Origin of the sequence: Thermocatellispora tengchongensis (assembly GCF_014202315.1) — a bacterium.
In the GTDB taxonomy this organism is placed as follows: Bacteria; Actinomycetota; Actinomycetes; order Streptosporangiales; family Streptosporangiaceae; genus Thermocatellispora; species Thermocatellispora tengchongensis.
This window is the reverse complement of record NZ_JACHGN010000004.1, coordinates 472,350-487,271: the sequence shown is the minus strand read 5'-3', so window position 1 is coordinate 487,271 and position 14,922 is coordinate 472,350. Positions and strand designations below refer to the sequence as shown.

The 14,922-nt window shown below is 69.6% G+C and carries 15 protein-coding genes; 8 read left to right on the top strand and 7 right to left on the bottom strand.

What is annotated here, in order from left to right:
* Complete coding sequence (locus HNP84_RS11555) at window positions 1–1,158, top strand: lipid-transfer protein (protein WP_376771865.1); 1,158 nt, start codon at window positions 1–3, stop codon at window positions 1,156–1,158.
* Between the two features lie 15 nt (window positions 1,159–1,173).
* Here HNP84_RS11555 and HNP84_RS11550 read toward each other — a convergent pair whose 3' ends face one another.
* From HNP84_RS11550 to HNP84_RS11540, 3 genes are all read right to left on the bottom strand, one after another.
* Window positions 1,174–2,400: a hypothetical protein gene (locus HNP84_RS11550; protein ID WP_185049612.1), complete on the bottom strand. Its 1,227-nt coding sequence runs from the start codon at window positions 2,398–2,400 to the stop codon at window positions 1,174–1,176.
* 80 nt (window positions 2,401–2,480) lie between these two features.
* On the bottom strand, window positions 2,481–3,962 hold the full coding sequence (locus tag HNP84_RS55965; protein ID WP_185049611.1) for a sulfotransferase: 1,482 nt from the start codon (window positions 3,960–3,962) through the stop codon (window positions 2,481–2,483).
* On the bottom strand, window positions 3,959–4,696 hold the full coding sequence (locus HNP84_RS11540; protein WP_185049610.1) for an HIT family protein: 738 nt from the start codon (window positions 4,694–4,696) through the stop codon (window positions 3,959–3,961). The genes HNP84_RS55965 and HNP84_RS11540 overlap by 4 nt, the downstream gene beginning before the upstream one ends.
* A 417-nt stretch (window positions 4,697–5,113) precedes the next feature.
* Between HNP84_RS11540 and HNP84_RS11535 the strand changes: the two genes are divergently transcribed.
* Entirely contained in the window at window positions 5,114–5,800 is a 687-nt protein-coding gene (locus HNP84_RS11535) for a class I SAM-dependent methyltransferase (RefSeq protein WP_185049609.1), read from the top strand.
* Here the strand turns inward: HNP84_RS11535 and HNP84_RS11530 are convergent.
* Together HNP84_RS11530 and HNP84_RS11525 are read right to left on the bottom strand one after the other, a co-directional pair.
* The gene (locus HNP84_RS11530) at window positions 5,797–6,468 is read right to left on the bottom strand and encodes an HIT family protein (RefSeq protein ID WP_185049608.1); all 672 of its coding nucleotides are present in this window, start codon (window positions 6,466–6,468) and stop codon (window positions 5,797–5,799) included. The genes HNP84_RS11535 and HNP84_RS11530 overlap by 4 nt on opposite strands.
* Window positions 6,469–6,952: 484 nt before the next feature.
* Window positions 6,953–8,224 (bottom strand): RNA polymerase sigma factor, encoded by a 1,272-nt coding sequence (locus HNP84_RS11525; RefSeq protein ID WP_185049607.1) that lies wholly within the window; start codon window positions 8,222–8,224, stop codon window positions 6,953–6,955.
* A gap of 366 nt (window positions 8,225–8,590) precedes the next feature.
* Between HNP84_RS11525 and HNP84_RS11520 the strand changes: the two genes are divergently transcribed.
* The 5 genes from HNP84_RS11520 to HNP84_RS11500 all read left to right on the top strand — a co-directional run bounded on the left by HNP84_RS11520 (window position 8,591) and on the right by HNP84_RS11500 (window position 12,582).
* Entirely contained in the window at window positions 8,591–9,742 is a 1,152-nt protein-coding gene (locus HNP84_RS11520; protein ID WP_185049606.1) for an ABC transporter ATP-binding protein, read from the top strand.
* Window positions 9,735–10,409 (top strand): ABC transporter permease, encoded by a 675-nt coding sequence (locus tag HNP84_RS11515; protein ID WP_185049605.1) that lies wholly within the window; start codon window positions 9,735–9,737, stop codon window positions 10,407–10,409. Before HNP84_RS11520 ends, HNP84_RS11515 begins: the two co-directional genes overlap by 8 nt.
* Window positions 10,406–11,086 (top strand): ABC transporter permease, encoded by a 681-nt coding sequence (locus HNP84_RS11510; protein ID WP_185049604.1) that lies wholly within the window; start codon window positions 10,406–10,408, stop codon window positions 11,084–11,086. The genes HNP84_RS11515 and HNP84_RS11510 overlap by 4 nt, the downstream gene beginning before the upstream one ends.
* Window positions 11,087–11,121: 35 nt before the next feature.
* Window positions 11,122–12,039 carry an ABC transporter substrate-binding protein gene (locus HNP84_RS11505; RefSeq protein ID WP_185049603.1) on the top strand — a complete coding sequence of 306 codons (918 nt, stop codon included), beginning with the start codon at window positions 11,122–11,124 and terminating at the stop codon, window positions 12,037–12,039.
* Window positions 12,040–12,129: 90 nt separating this feature from the next.
* The gene (locus HNP84_RS11500) at window positions 12,130–12,582 is read left to right on the top strand and encodes a flavin reductase family protein (RefSeq protein ID WP_185049752.1); all 453 of its coding nucleotides are present in this window, start codon (window positions 12,130–12,132) and stop codon (window positions 12,580–12,582) included.
* A gap of 12 nt (window positions 12,583–12,594) precedes the next feature.
* On the opposite strand, the gene HNP84_RS11495 is transcribed toward HNP84_RS11500, so the two are convergent.
* Window positions 12,595–13,380 (bottom strand): hypothetical protein, encoded by a 786-nt coding sequence (locus HNP84_RS11495; protein ID WP_185049602.1) that lies wholly within the window; start codon window positions 13,378–13,380, stop codon window positions 12,595–12,597.
* 236 nt (window positions 13,381–13,616) lie between these two features.
* Between HNP84_RS11495 and HNP84_RS11490 the strand changes: the two genes are divergently transcribed.
* Window positions 13,617–14,486, top strand: coding sequence for a DUF8757 domain-containing protein (locus tag HNP84_RS11490; protein WP_185049601.1), 870 nt, complete (start codon window positions 13,617–13,619; stop codon window positions 14,484–14,486).
* Here the strand turns inward: HNP84_RS11490 and HNP84_RS11485 are convergent.
* Window positions 14,425–14,910 carry a DUF488 domain-containing protein gene (locus tag HNP84_RS11485; RefSeq protein WP_185049600.1) on the bottom strand — a complete coding sequence of 162 codons (486 nt, stop codon included), beginning with the start codon at window positions 14,908–14,910 and terminating at the stop codon, window positions 14,425–14,427. The two genes, HNP84_RS11490 and HNP84_RS11485, sit on opposite strands and share 62 nt — an antisense overlap.
* Window positions 14,911–14,922: the final 12 nt, after the last annotated feature.

The following is a 14,922-nucleotide window of genomic DNA, read 5'->3' as shown; positions in this document are numbered from 1 at the left end:
ATCGCCAGCGCCATCGCCGGCATCGGCGCCACCGAGTTCTCCAAGAGGTCCGGACGATCGGAGCTCCAGCTCGCCGCGGAGGCGGTCTTCCGCGCGCTCGACGACGCCGGCCTCCCGCCGTCGGAGGTGGACGGCCTGGTGACCTACTCCCAGGACGCCAACCAGGAGATCGCGGTCGCGCGCGAGACCGGCATCGGCGAGCTGTCCTTCTTCTCCCGCATCCCGTACGGCGGCGGCGCGGCCTGCGCCACCGTGCAGCAGGCCGCGATGGCCATCGCCACCCGCCAGGCGTCCACGGTGGTGTGCTACCGCGCCTTCAACGAGCGCTCCGGCCGCCGGTTCGGCCAGCCCGACGCCACGATCGGCGGCGAGCCCAGCTCCCAGGGGCTGGAGATGAGCTGGCACGTGCCGTACGGCCTGATGACCCCCGCCGCCTGGGTCGCCATGTTCGCCCGCCGCTACATGCACACCTACGGCGCCGGCTCGGAGGACTTCGGCAGGGTGGCGGTGGCGATGCGCAAGCACGCGGCCACCAACCCGGCCGCCTGGTTCTACAAGCGCCCGATCACCCTGGAGGAGCACCAGGCGTCGCGCTGGATCGTCGAGCCGCTGCACCTGCTCGACTGCTGCCAGGAGAGCGACGGCGCGGTGGCCCTGGTCATCACGTCCCTGGACCGGGCGCGCGACCTGCGCCACAGCCCCGCGCTGATCGCCGCCGCGACCCAGGGGGCGGGCGCGGGCCAGATGATGATGACGAGCTACTACCGGGACGACATGACCGGCTTACCCGAAATGTCAGTGGTCGGACGCAAACTCTGGGAAATGTCCGGCATGTCGCCCAGCGACATCCAGACCGCCATCCTGTACGACCACTTCACCCCCTTCGTCCTGCCGCAACTGGAGGAACTCGGCTTCTGCCCCCGCGGCGAGGCCAAGGACTTCATCGCCGACGGCGGCATAGAACTCGACGGCCCCCTCCCGGTCAACCCCCACGGCGGCCAGCTCGGCGAGGCGTACATCCACGGTATGAACGGCATAGCCGAAGCCGTCCGCCAGATCCGCGGCACCGCCGTCAACCAGATCAAGAACGCCCGCAACGTCCTGGTCACCGCCGGCACCGGCGTCCCGACCAGCGCCCTGATCCTCACCACCCCCTGACGCCCCGAGCAGGGGTCAGTCGCGATACCTCGCCCGCCTGACCTGGAGGCCGAGCCTGGCCGCGATCAGGAGCACGACCTCGGCCAGCAGGTTGGGGGCCAGGTCGCCGAGGGAATGGCCGGGCGCGTTGAGCCACTGAACGAGTGAGGCCACCGCCACCGCGGCCAGCAGCGAGATGGTGAGCACCGCGAAGAGCCGGCTCGACAGCGCGCGCGTCACGCCGGAGACGGCGCGGACGGCGAGCCGCGGCAGCGGCTCCCCGAAGTTGAAATCCAGGACCTCGGAGAACGCCTGCCACACGCACGCGTAGGTGCGGGTGGACAAATGGCTCCCCGAAGCGTCGTATCGGAACCCGGCCGGCCCCGATATCTGCCGTGCGATGTCACAGAGCTTTCTCTGCACGACGATCCCGTTGAACCTGGTCAACGGGAACAGCCTGGCGCACGCCTGCACGAGGTAGATCTGCCACGGCACCCGCACGTAGTCCTGCTCGCCGCAGCGGGTGTACTCGTGATTCGCCTCCGCGTGCCCGTGGAACTCGGCCCGCAGGGCGGTGAAACACTCCCGCCACGATGACTGAAGTGACGCGCGATCACGGTCCGGGTCGTAGGTGGCGAGAACCAGAAGGACGAAGCAGCGGACGTAGACGTCACTCCCGTCGCTCAGGTACTCGCGCAGGTAGCGCCAGTCCTCCGGCCTGGTGGGCAGATTGTTCGCCGCCAGGCAGCGAAGGGCGTGGGCGGTGGCGAGAGGGTTCGCGGCGCCTCCCTCGACGCCGACGGCATACCCGGCGGGGTCGAGCCGCGCACCGTCGAGGGTCTTCTGGACGAGCGCCAGCGCCTCGGTCCTGCCGGTCGCCGCAGGAGTGACGAAGGAGACGGCGAAACCGATGTCCGCCATCCGGAAGACATCCGTCCTCTGCAGCCGGATTCTGCGCCCGACGAGCTCTCGGTACAGGGTGCCGCTCACCGCGGCCCGCTCGGCCTGGCTGCGATTGACGACGTAATAGAGCAGCTTCGACACCTGCTCCGCGACCGCGGGGTCGCTCGTGGCACGACGGGCGAGGACGCACATCGTGGCCGCCGTGCCGTAAAGCCCGCGCTGGTCGTAGTCGGGGTGGTCCAGGTACTGCCCGGACGCCAGAGCCTTCTCGGGCAGCCGCCCGGCCTCCTGTCGCAACCGCAGGTGAATCCGCCGCTCGATCTCACGCTGGGCGTCCACCAGCATCTGACGCGTCAGCAACGGCCTCACCCCGGCCCGCGCGCGTCGGTGCCCGCACACGGTGTCCGCACGTCCATGGTGCGTCCTCGAAAGACGGGCCGCTAGAGGTTGGCCAGGGCCATCGCGAGGGGCTCGCGAGCGCTGGGGATGAGATCGAGGCCGAGGATCGAGTCTCTGTCGAACCAGGCGTACTTGTCGATGAAATCGTCCTCGTCGTGCCGGCTCATGTCCACGGCGACGTCGTTCGCCGTGCAGTGCCGGACGATGGCGACGACGGTGGGCGCGTCGGCTTCGCTCCCCAGCCGCCACGACCAGACCGCGAGGGGACGGCCGGGATCGACCTCCAGACCGACCTCTTCGCGCACTTCGCGGACGAGCGCTTCGTCGGGCGACTCGTTCTGCAGCAGCCGCCCGCCAGGTAACTCCCATTTGCCGGGCTGATGGGGGTCGTCCTGGCTCTTCTTGACGAGGAGGAGCTTTCCCTCCCACTCGATGACGGCCTTCTGCGCGAACTGGACGTACAGGGGGGCCTTCCGCGCCGAGCCGGTCGGGCGCCGGGGCGCATCCGCCTCGGTCTCCCCCTGGGGGAAGGGGTCTGCTCGCAGTTGATCCAGGAACTCGGACCTTCGCATGTGCACTGCCTCCGTCTCCGGGTCGCGCTTCGCCCGCAGCTTCGCGCGTAGGCGCCGATCGCGAGCGAGGACGAGTTCTCTTTCTCCGGCGCTGAGCCTGATCGCCGTGGCATTCCGATCGGCCTGGTAGCCGAAAACCGGCATCTGATCGCGGGTGATGTCCTCGACCGCCCGCACCACTTCGGGATCTGCCGATTCCCGGTAGGCCGCGACCCGGTCACGGCGGATCGGCCGGTCGAGATTCGCCCACAGCTCCGACAGGGCCGCGGCGGATCGGGCCTCCGGCCGGCGGTGGAATTCGAGGGCCCGAGGAGACCAGGGGAGCACGAGACGGTCGCACAGCGGCTTGAGCGCCTTCTCCGGGTCGGCCACGAGGTCTTCGTACCGCAGGGTGAGCCAGTCGCCGTCTCCGACGAGGCCGCGTGCCGTCAGGCCGGCCTCCTGGTCGTCGAGCCAGCGCAAGGCGATGGCCTGTGGGTCCTTGGGGCCTATCGGGGCGCGGAGGAATGAGGCCGCGACATCCCGCGGATCGCGAACCAGATGGACATAGAGGATGGGCAGCCCCGTCTCGGCGAGTTGCTCCACCAGATGGACGTTCTCCAGGCACTTGCAGACCCACACGTCCTTGTCCAGATGGCGGGCGTGGGCGTCGTAGAAGGCCAGAACCGCGTGCGCGAGCGAAGATCCCCTCATCTCGGCCAGGACCGCCCGCGTACGTCCGGGGATGCGCGGCCAGCGAAGGGCGTTGAGATCGACGAGGCGGCCCATGTCCTCGACGAGAGCCTTCCGGCCGCGAAGCTCACGCAGGCGGCCGTATCGGGGGACCAGGTCCTGGAAGTCTCTCAGCTTGTGCGCGGACGGCGGGGCGAACACGTCTGGCAGCGAGCCGAGGAGAAGGCGCAGCAGATTCGAACCCGAACGCTGGGTCCCCACGAGCTGAACGCGTCTCACGCCACGTCCTCCCGCACCTCGGCCAGCGCCTCCCGGAGAATCCGGGCGGCCGCCTCGGGAGGAAGGGGGTTCAGATAGACGCCCAGCCCCAGTTCCATGCCGCCCGGTCGTTTGAGAGTGTCGGCGTCCTTGTGCAGTGGTACGAGCTCGATGCGCAGATGGTGGGAGATGTCGCCCTTCGGGGCCTGCATCACGTTGATCAGGTACGGCGGCGTCTTCCCGCCGTAGGTCAGACGGCACAGCCGCAGGCCGGTGTGCAGCAGGCCGGCCGTCGAGGTCATCTCGGCCGGGGACAGCGACGCGAGGTCGGGACGATGCTCCGTCGGCGTGATGACCATCTCGAAGGGAAGCCGCGCCCAGGGCGGCGCCCACAGCCGTGCGTGGCCGGTCACCACGACGTCAAGGTCCGGCCGGTCGATCTCGGCACATGCGACGCACCTTCGCCGTTCTGCCCCCAGAGTCAGGCGTCTCGGGACGAATGGCAGGCCGACGAGTTGTCCATGCGGATGGGCGACCGTGGGCCCGAAGTGATCGCCCACGGATTCGAAGGCGAAAACCGCCTTCACCGAGGAATTCCGGAAAAGTTCGGTCGTCTTACGGGCTGTGAGTTCCAGAAATCGCAGGGTGATCTCGGCGGGAAGGTCGCCGAGCCTGTGGGCGTGAGAGCGCCCGTAGACGATTACCCAGTGGAGCGGCTCCGCTCCGCCGGGGCCGTGCGCCGCTGCGGGCGTCATCGGATGCTTGCTCGGAACCAGACGGGCGGTGATGCTCGCCGGCGTGCCCCCGACTGCAGGACAGAAGGGACATTCAGGGGATGAAACGGCACCATTGTAGGTATCTGCCTGTGCCGCCAGATTCCGGCGGCCCGGAACGCGTAACAGCCACTCCTGCTCGACGGGGCTCCACGCCGCCGTGGGCTCGCTAGACATGAATGGTCCTGGCCGCGCGATATGTCATAGCCGATCCCGTGGTCTCGGCGAATGAACGACATTCGCGAGTCTAGCAGCTTCGAAGTAAAGAGAAAGTCCGGACTTTCACGCCGAGCCTCCCGGCGTCGAAGGCGGTTGGTAGGGTCAGGTATGGCTTCCCGGTTTCGGCGCCGCAAAGGAGCGGTTTCGGACATTCGTGCGACAAGCATCGGAGGCGGGGCATTGCTCTCATCCAGCACCGCTCCGGCGGTTCTTACGCATGGGGCCGACGTCGACCAGCTCCACCTCTGGAACAGCCTGCACCGCAGATACTGGAACAGTGAGGAACGCGAGACCCCGACCTCGCTCGCGCGCTTCCTCGCCCACCTTCTCCCTGACCGGCAGCGTATTCTGGAGCTGGGGTGCGGCAGCGGGAGAGACGCCGTCTTCTTGCACGGGCAAGGACACGCCGTCACGGCGACGGATTTCTCACAGTACGCCATCGACGAGAACGTCCGGTTCCATGGCGACTCCGGGGTCGAGTTCCGGATACAGGACCTGAGGACGCCGTTCGGGTTCGCCGACGGCGCCTTCGACGCGGTCTACGCGCGCCTCTCGCTGCACTATTTCTCCGACGAGGTCACCCGGGCCGTCTTCCGCGAGATCCACCGTGTCCTGCGCCCCGGCGGCCTGCTCCTGTTCACGTGCAGGTCTACCGACGACCCGCTGCACGGCGAGGGAGATCGGCTGGGGCCGTCCATCTACAGCAGCCAGGGCCAGATCAGGCACTTCTTCACCGTGGACTACACCCGCGAGGTCCTGTCCGGCGAGCGCCGCTTCGAGATCGACGACCTCGTGCTCCGCGAGGAGCGGGTGTACGACTCCCGGTCCAGCATCGTGCGATGCCTTGCCCGCCGATCCGGCCACTAGCGACGGAGCCGCCCGGCGGCGCGGATCAACTGGTCGCGGATGGAAAGGGCGTCCGCCCAGCGGACGCAGTCGCGCCAGTTCCACAACTGCTTGGACCCTCCCGCCCGGGTCATCACGCGTCGCAGATACTGGGTGGCGCATGCGGGGGCGTCCACTCCGAAAACAGGATCGAAATCGCGGGCGAAAATCAGATAGGCCCGGCCGGCGAAGTGGTCGAGTGCCTGTTCGTATTCCGGGAACGACTCGATCCCGGGGTGGTCGCGCGCGACATGGGGGAGCAGGTCGCATCGTCCCGGCACCAGATGCAGGTGGGCGTGGTCTATGCACGCGCCCGCGTGTCTGGCGAAGCTCGCGGCTCCGTGCTCGAAGTAGGTGAACGGCCCGTACTCCGCTCTGAGCCTGTCCTGAACGGCTCTCCTCATCAGCGCCAGCTCTTCGCGCTCGGATTCGGGCAGGGCCGCGAGTGAGGTCAGATGGGCTTTGCTGACGATGAGCACGTGACCTTCCGCGAGCGGGGCGGTGTCGAGGACGGCCAGAAACGATTCGGATGCGAGTATCACCTCGTCATGCTCTGTGCCGGGAAACAGATGCGCCCATACCGGTGACCGGCCGTCCGAGACCAGGGCACAGAAGGGGCACTCCGCAGCACCTTCGACCATGAACACCATCCCGATGCGGATGCCGGTCGTCTCGTCCTTAACCCAAAAAGACGGTACATGTCTCATAGTGCGGCGACAAGACATAGCTTTACGTGCTTATGTTGCTACATTTAGGTTGTGGCGATTTGGTGTGGCGGAAAAGGGTCGGTGACCACACGAAATGCGTCAGTCCATGCCGTGGCACCGGAGCAGTCGCGGCGAGGTATCCATAACGGGCTGAGTGTCCGTTTTGTGGGGCGACTGAACCTTTTCCAGCCTCATTCCCTCTGAGTGAGCGGCAAGGCCCGAAAGAATGGCGGAAGGTGTGCGGGTTCGCCCTGGTCGCAGGTCGATGCCCCGCCTGCGAGCACGAGGATGGCCGCCTCGGCGTGCCGGAATGCCGCCGGAGCCGTCGGGGTCCTCGTGATCCGCCTGGCGTCCGGGCGGGCGACGGCGTCGTCACCGGCCGGGGCCGGCGCGGCGGCCGTTGCGTGACTCCGGCGTCACGCCGCCGCTATCCGGTGACGATCGTGGGCACGGCGAAGAAGACGATCATGGCTATCGCCAGGGCGATGGCGAAGCCGATGAGTTCCCAGGCCCAGTCGTAGTGGTGTTCGCCGATCTTGATGGGCTTGAGGCGCTTGGGGCTGTCCGGCTGTGGTTCGGCGTCGGGCTCGGGTTCGGGCTCGGCTTCCGCCTCGGGCTCGGGGGCCTCCTGGGGCGGCTCCTCGGGGGCGGGAGCCTCCTGGGGCGGCTCCGGGGGGAGGTCGATGACCGCGAAGACGTCGGTGGTCTCGCCGGGGAGCGGGTCGTCCGCGGCGGGGGGTGAGGGCTCCGGGGGGAGGGGCATGAGGTAGACCGGCTCGTCGGCGCGTACGCGTTTGGGGCCGGGGGTGAACAGGCTCGCGCCGGAGTCCTCGGCCGTGTGCGGCGGGTCGAGCACCGCGGCCGGCTGGGCGGGGGCGGCGGGTTCCTCCGGGACGGGCCGGGGCGCTTCCTCCAGGGCGGGGGGCGTCTGGGAGGGGAAGGGCTCGGTGGTGAGCTCGTGGCGGGAAGGTGTGGAGGGGACGGGGTAGACGCCGGTGGTGGAGGAGGCGTCGTCGGGATCGACGAGGGGGAGGGGCCAGGAGGGCGTGGTGGGCCACAGTGGCTTCACCGGCAGCGACCGCTTGACGGCGGCGCGGGCCTCGGCGGGGGAGAGGCCGGCGTGGACCATGGCGCGCAGCGCCGGCGGGGGCGGGCGCCAGGGCAGGCGGGCGAGCACGTCGCGGATGGGGGCCACGGTCAGGGCGCCGTAGATCTCGGCGAGGTGGCCGGGGACCCGCCCGACGGAGGCCAGGGTGTGCTTGAGCGCCTGGAGGAAGCGGTGCTCGGCGCTGCCGGTGAGGTCGGCGGCGGTGTCGCAGGCCACGTCGAGCACCCAGGCCAGCTCCTCCACCTCCAGCCCGCACACCGCCGAGAGCAGCAGCACCTCGCGCTGGTGCGGCCGTAGTTCGCGCAGGACCCGTTCGATCAGCGCGGACGCCGGGTCGGCCACGGGATCGACGCTGGGCGGGGCGTAGACGATGTCGCGCCGGTAGATCTCGCGGCGGGCGAGCGCGTACAGCGCGGCGCGCGGGGGCTGCACGGTGGTGACGCCCGCGAACACCGACACCAGGGCGTCGGCGGCGGAGTCGGCGTCGCCGAGCTGGTCGAGGCAGTACGCGAACAGCCCGGCGGCGTGACGGTCGTAGAGCTCGGCGATCAGTTCGCCGCGCGAGCGCTGGTCAGTGCTCGGTTGGGTCACGGGCCGGTTCCTCTGGAGGTCGGGCGGACGCGGGACTGCGGGTCCGGGATCTTCCCGGCGACGTGCGCAATCATGTCAAGTCATACCGCGCCCCCGCAGCCCCGGATACCCATTCGATAGATATCGCGTGGCTTTTCCATCACTGTGATCTACCACAATTCCCGATATTTCGGGATTTCGCTGGTGAGAGGCGGTGCCGTACGCCGTACGCTCCCCTGGGGGCCGGGAGGACAGAAACCCTACCGTCACCGTAGGCTATCCCCAGGGTAGATCTTGCAAATAGATCTTGCCGCCAGACCTTGACAGGACGCGGCGGGGGAGACCCGGCCAGGCGGGGGCCATTCGGCGGGAAGCACGAGGACGCGCGTGATCAGATTCGACGGTGTCACCAAACGGTACGCAGACGGCACGGTGGCCGTCGATCACCTGGACTTGGAGGTGCCCACCGGGGAGATCACGGTCCTGGTGGGGCCCTCGGGCTGCGGCAAGACCACCTCGCTGCGCATGATCAACCGCATGATCGACCCGTCCGAGGGCCGGATCATGCTGGACGACGTGGACGTGCGCACCATCGACCCGCCCACGCTGCGGCGCGGCATCGGCTACGTCATCCAGCAGGCGGGCCTGTTCCCGCACCGCACGATCCTGGACAACATCGCCACCGTGCCGTACCTGCTCGGCTGGGACCGCAAGCGGGCCCGCAGCACGGCACTGGAGCTGCTGGAACGCGTCGGCCTCGCCCCCGAGATGGCCCGCAGGTACCCCTTCCAGCTCTCCGGGGGCCAGCAGCAGCGCGTCGGCGTGGCCCGCGCGCTCGCCGCCGACCCGCCCGTGCTGCTGATGGACGAGCCGTTCAGCGCCGTCGATCCGGTCGTGCGGGCGAGCCTGCAAGACGAGCTGATCCGCCTCCAGGCCGAACTGCACAAGACCATCGTCTTCGTCACCCACGACATCGACGAGGCGATCAAGCTGGGCGACCGGGTCGCGGTGCTGCGCGTCGGCGGGAAGCTGGCCCAGGTGGCCGACCCGGCCACGCTGCTCGCCGCGCCCGCCGACGGCTTCGTACGCGAGTTCCTGGGCCGCGACCGGGGCATCCGCCGGCTGTCCTTCGTCGCCGACACGGGGCTGCGGCTGCGATCCGACCTGGTCGTGCCGGTCACCTCCGACCTGAGCAGGGTGGCGGGCGTCGCCGCCGACGTGGAGTCGCCGTGGCTGGCCGTCGTGGACGAGGACAACCGGCCGCTCGGCTGGGTCGCGCCGGCCGACCTGCCCCGGGCTGGCACCCTGCGCGACGTGCGCCCGCTGCCGTACGGCACGTTCGTCCGCGGCAAGGACTCCCTGCGCACCGCGCTGGACGCGGCGCTGCTGTCGCCGTCGGGCTGCGCCATCGCGGTGAACGGCGACGGCAGGGTGATCGGCGTGGCCACCCGCGAGTCGCTGGACGAGGCGCTGGCCCTGGCCGCCTCCGAGGCGCCGGAGCCGCACGACGCCCCCGTCCGGGAGGACGCCGATGGATGAGGAACCGCTGGTCCGCTGGGACTGGATCGCCCGCAACTGGAGCACCGGCCGGGTCGGCAGCATCTCCTCGCTCCTGGTGGACCACATCGTCATGTCCGGGCTGCCGATCGTGCTCGGGCTGCTGGCCGCGCTGCCGATCGGGCTGGCCTGCGTACGCTGGCGGAGGCTGTACCAGCCCACGGCCGGCGTGATGAACGTGATCTACGCGCTGCCCTCGCTGCCGGTGTTCATGTTCCTGCTGCCGCTCACCGGCCTGACCAAGGCCACCGTGATCATCCCGCTCACCTTCTACGCGGTCGCCGTGCTGATCCCGGCCGTGGTGGACGGCATGACCGCCATCCCCGACCACGTACGCCAGTCGGCCGTGGCGATGGGGTTCAACCCGCTGCGCCGGCTGCTCCAGGTGGACCTGGTGCTGGCCATGCCGGTGGTGCTGGCCGGGCTGCGGGTCGTGGCCGTCTCCAGCATCAGCCTGGTCAGCGTCGGCGCGCTGATCGGGCAGGGCGGGCTCGGCAACCTGTTCACCGACGCCTTCAAGCGCGACTTCCCCACCCCGGCGGTCGTCGGGATCGCGCTGATCGTGGCGCTGGCGCTGGTCGCGGACGGGGCGCTGGTCTTCCTGCAGCGCATGCTCACGCCGTGGGCCAGGGTGAGGAGGAGCGCGTGAACTGGCTGATCGAGTTCTTCTCCGACCCGGCCAACTGGTCCGGCTCGTCCGGCATCCCGGTACGCCTGCTGGAGCACCTGGAGTTCACCCTGGCCGCGCTGCTGCCCGCGGCGCTGATCGCGATCCCGCTGGGCCTGCTGATCGGGCACACCGGGCGCGGCGCGCTGATCGTGGTGGTCTCGGCGAACCTGGCCCGCGCGCTGCCCACGCTCGGCCTGCTGGTGCTGATCGTGCTGCTGCTCGGCACCGCCACGGTGCTGCCGGTGCTGATCCCGCTGGTCGTGCTCGCGATCCCGCCCATCCTGGTCAACACGTACGAGGGGATACGTGGCGTAGATCACGACCTTCGTGACGCCGCGTACGGAATGGGGCTGCGGGGGCCGCAGGTTCTTGTGCGTGTGCTCGTTCCCGTCGCGCTGCCGCTGATCCTGCTGGGGCTGCGGCTCGCCGCCATCCAGGTCGTCGCGACCGCGACCGTGGCGTCGTACGTGAGCCTGGGCGGCCTGGGCCGCTACATCATCGACGGTCTCGCCACCAAGGACTACCCGAGTGTGGTCGGCGGCTCGGTGCTGGTCGGGGGGTTCGCGCTGGCGATGCAGGGGTTGTTCGCCCTGGCCGACCGGCTCCTGGTCTCACCGGGAGTGAGCCGCCGAGTCCGAACCGCGAAGATCCGATAACCTGGTATACCCCCTGATTTGGAAGGGAAAAGCGGATGAAACGCTTGTTCAGCACCGCGGCGGTGCTCCTGTCGGCGATGCTCGCCGTGTCCGCATGCGGCGGCGAAGATCCGCTGTCCTCCGCCTCGCCCAGCGCCGCCCCCAGCGGCTCGGCCTCGGCGGGAGGGGGCACGGTCGTGGTCGGCTCCTTCGACTTCCCCGAGAGCGTGCTGCTCGGCTCCATCTACGCCCAGGCCCTCCAGGCCAAGGGCGTGACCGTGGAGGAGAAGCCGAACATCGGCGCGCGTGAGATCGTCTACGACCAGATCAAGAGCGGCGGGCTGACCGTGCTGCCCGAGTACAACGGGGCGCTGCTCGCCTTCATCGACCCCGAGACCAAGGCGGCCTCCACCGAGGAGGTCAACGCGGAGCTGAAGAGCAAGCTCCCGCCGGAGCTGGAGATCCTCGCCTCGGCCGCGGCCGAGGACAAGGACTCCCTGACCGTGACCAAGGAGACCGCGACCAAGAACAACCTGACCACCATCGAGGACCTGGCCAAGGTCTCCAAGGACTTCGTGGTCGGCGGCCCGCCGGAGTTCCAGAAGCGCCGGGAGGCCCAGTTCAAGGACGTCTACGGGCTCACCTTCAAGGAGTGGAAGCCGACCGGGGCGACCACGGCCGACGCGCTGAAGAGCGGCACCATCCAGGTCGGCAACGTCTTCACCACCGACCCGAAGATCGTGCTGAACGACCTGGTGGCGCTGCAGGACCCCAAGAACGTCTTCAGCTCGCAGAACATCACCCCGCTGGTCAACAAGGCCGGCGTGAACGACACCGTGCGCACCACGCTGGACGCCGTCAGCGCCAAGCTCGACACCGCCACGCTGGTGGACATGATGAAGAGGATCGCCGTGGACAAGGACGACCCGCCGGTCGTGGCCAAGGAATGGCTGACCACCAACGGCCTTGCCTGAACCGCACGTCACGGCGCCGCGCCGCCCCCACGCCGTGGGGGCGGTGAGGCCGTCGTGACCGGGCACGTCCCCGCCGACTTCCTGGAGTCGATGCGCCAGGTGGCCGCTGCCGTCACCGTGGTGACCGTACGCGACGACCGCGACGACCTCGGCGGCACGGTCAGCACCTTCGCCTCGATCTCGCTGGACCCGCCGCTGGTGATGGTGAGCCTGGCCGGCTACCTCAGGGAGGTCCTGCTGCGCCGCGACCTGTGGGCCGCCAGCGTGCTCTCGGCCGGTCAGAAGGCCATGGCCAGCAGGTTCGCCACCCCCGGCCGCCCCAGCGCCCGCCTGCTCCTGGCCGGCACCCCGCACCACCGCGGCGCCGTCAGCGGCGCCCTGATCGTCGAGGGCGGCCTGACCGCCCTGGAGGCCGAGACCACCCAGGCGATCCCGGCGGGCGACCACACCATCTTCCTGGCCCGCCCGCTGGCGATCGACTACGTGGACGCCACCGCCCACCCCCTGCTGCGCCACCGCTCCCGCTACACCACCCACACCTGACCGCGGCGGCGCTTACCCGTAAAGCGCGTGGCAGGCCCGGTTGCGCACCGCGTAGGCGGGGTCGCCCGGCGGGAAGAGCCGGTCGCAGTTCCCCGACACCAGCGTCCGCGCCCCCGTCTCCGGAGACGCGGGAGCAGGCGCGGGAACGGGAGCAGGCGCGGGCGCCGGAGCCGGCCGAGGCATCCGGGTACGCGGCTTGGGCGCGGCAGGCGAGCCCCGCCGCGCCGGCGGCGCCTTCACCCCGCCCCGCTCGCCGTCCGGACGCGCCCGCCCCCGCGGCACCACCACCGGCACCGACACGCCCCGCGCGCCATCCCCCACCCTGTCAGGCCCCCGATCACCGGCCCTGTCGGGCGCACGCCGCCGCTCACCATCACGCCGCCCACCATCGCGCCGCGCCGGCGGAGTGACACCATGCCCCGGCGCGGGCACCGGCACCGCCTCCTCGTACGGCCGCCAGGTGCTCGGCCCGCCGCCCGCGGTCGCCGGTGTGGGCGCGGGCACCCGCGGCGAGGCCGGCCCGCGCCCGGCGGTGAGCTCCACCGTGCGCGGCACGACCGCCGCCGCCACCGCACACGCCGCGAACACCCCCACCGTCACCAGGACCGTCCGCGCGATCGAGAACCGCCGCGGCACCGGCTCCACCTCGTACGCGGTGGTCCGGCGCACCCGCGGGAACTCCTCGGTGACCTCCGACGGCGACACGTACGGCATCCGCGGCGGCAACACCACCCGCCGGTCCCCCTCGCCGGGCGCCCCGTACGGGTGCCGCCGAGAGCGGTCGTCACGCGCGTCCACCAAGCCTCCCGCGAGAGCGCCGCACCGTGAAAAGCGTCCTACCTTACAGTAGCCGCCCGATCACACGCCGCGCCGCCAGACGGCCAACTCCGCCGGCCTTTTATCGAACCCGGCGTAGATCCTTTATCGCATCATTTGCCGGACAAGTTCCCAATTTCCACTAATTGCTCGGAATTTTCGAAGACGGATGTGCGGCGGTTATTCTTGACACTGAATTGACTTCGGGTGGAGGAATCATGGCAGAGCAGCCCTCCCTGTTCGCGCCGGATCCTGACGCGGTTCAGAGCAAACCGCCGGGAACGCAATTCGAGCGGATGAAGATCCTGATCACGGTCAAGGCCGCGCCCAACCCCTCGGCCACCTACGGTGAGACGGTGTGTGTGGCAGGACTGCGGCTCGACCTCGATCGCCCGGGCTGGGTCCGGCTCTATCCGATCAACTACCGCGAACTCGATGGCGACAGCCGGTTCCGGAAATACGACGTCGTGAACCTGTATGCGAAACCGAGCGCCAACGACCCGCGTGTGGAGAGCTGGCGGCCGCGTATCGACAGCTTCGTCGTGGAGAAACATCTCGACGGTTGGAGCAAGCGCATGCCCTATATCGGTGACTACATCGAAGAATCGATGTGCGGGCTCATCGCGGACGTGAAGGAGCGTCCACCGGCCCGCTCTCTGGCGGCCGTCCGGCCCGCGGAGATACTCGCGCTGGACATCGAGCCCCATCCGGGTTGGACGCGTGCGGAGCAGGACAAGATCGACCAGTACGTCCGCCAGCTCGATCTGTACGACACCGCGCCGCGCACGGCCCTGGAAGCCCCCCGGTTCAAGGCGTGGTACCGCTATCGGTGCCGTTCTCGCGGCTGCAACACCCACCGTCAGGGCATCTTCGACTGGGAGCTCGTCGCCCTGCAGCGCAGCGTCCGCGATCGGGGAGACGCCGCGACGGTGGCGGCCATCCGAGAGAAGTTCTGGGATCTGATGTGCGCGCCCGATCGAGACACGATCTTCTACGTCGGCAACCAGCAGGCGCATCCCCAGAGCTTCATCGTCCTGGGTGTCGTGTATCCCCCGAAGACGGCTGGGAGGCGTCCGACAGGTCGTTGAGGGCGCCGAGCACGAGCCGGCGGTGACAGCGGCGCTCGTCCGCCTCGAAGCACATGATCGCCACGGTCTCGCGCCGCGCCGCTTCGGCGATCCGAGCCAGGGCCTCCTGCGCGGCGGGGGCGCCCAGCGTCTGATCGATGTAGACGCCGCGTGCGGCCTCAAGCTCGGCGGTGTCGCCGCCGAAGCCCGCACGGTTCCACTTCGGGTTGCCCAGCGCCCGCATGTGCTGGTAGCCGATCCCCGCGTCGGCCAGGGCCGCGGCGAGCGCGGTCTTGCTGAAACCGCGCTTGCGGGAGATCGGGTTCAAACGCACGTCCACCAGCAGCGTGATGCCTTCCCGGCCGAGCTGGGCGATGAACTCGCCCAGCTCACATCCCTCGTAGCCGAATCCGAAGATCGCCGCGTGCCGTTGGATCGTGAGCATGACCAGCACTCT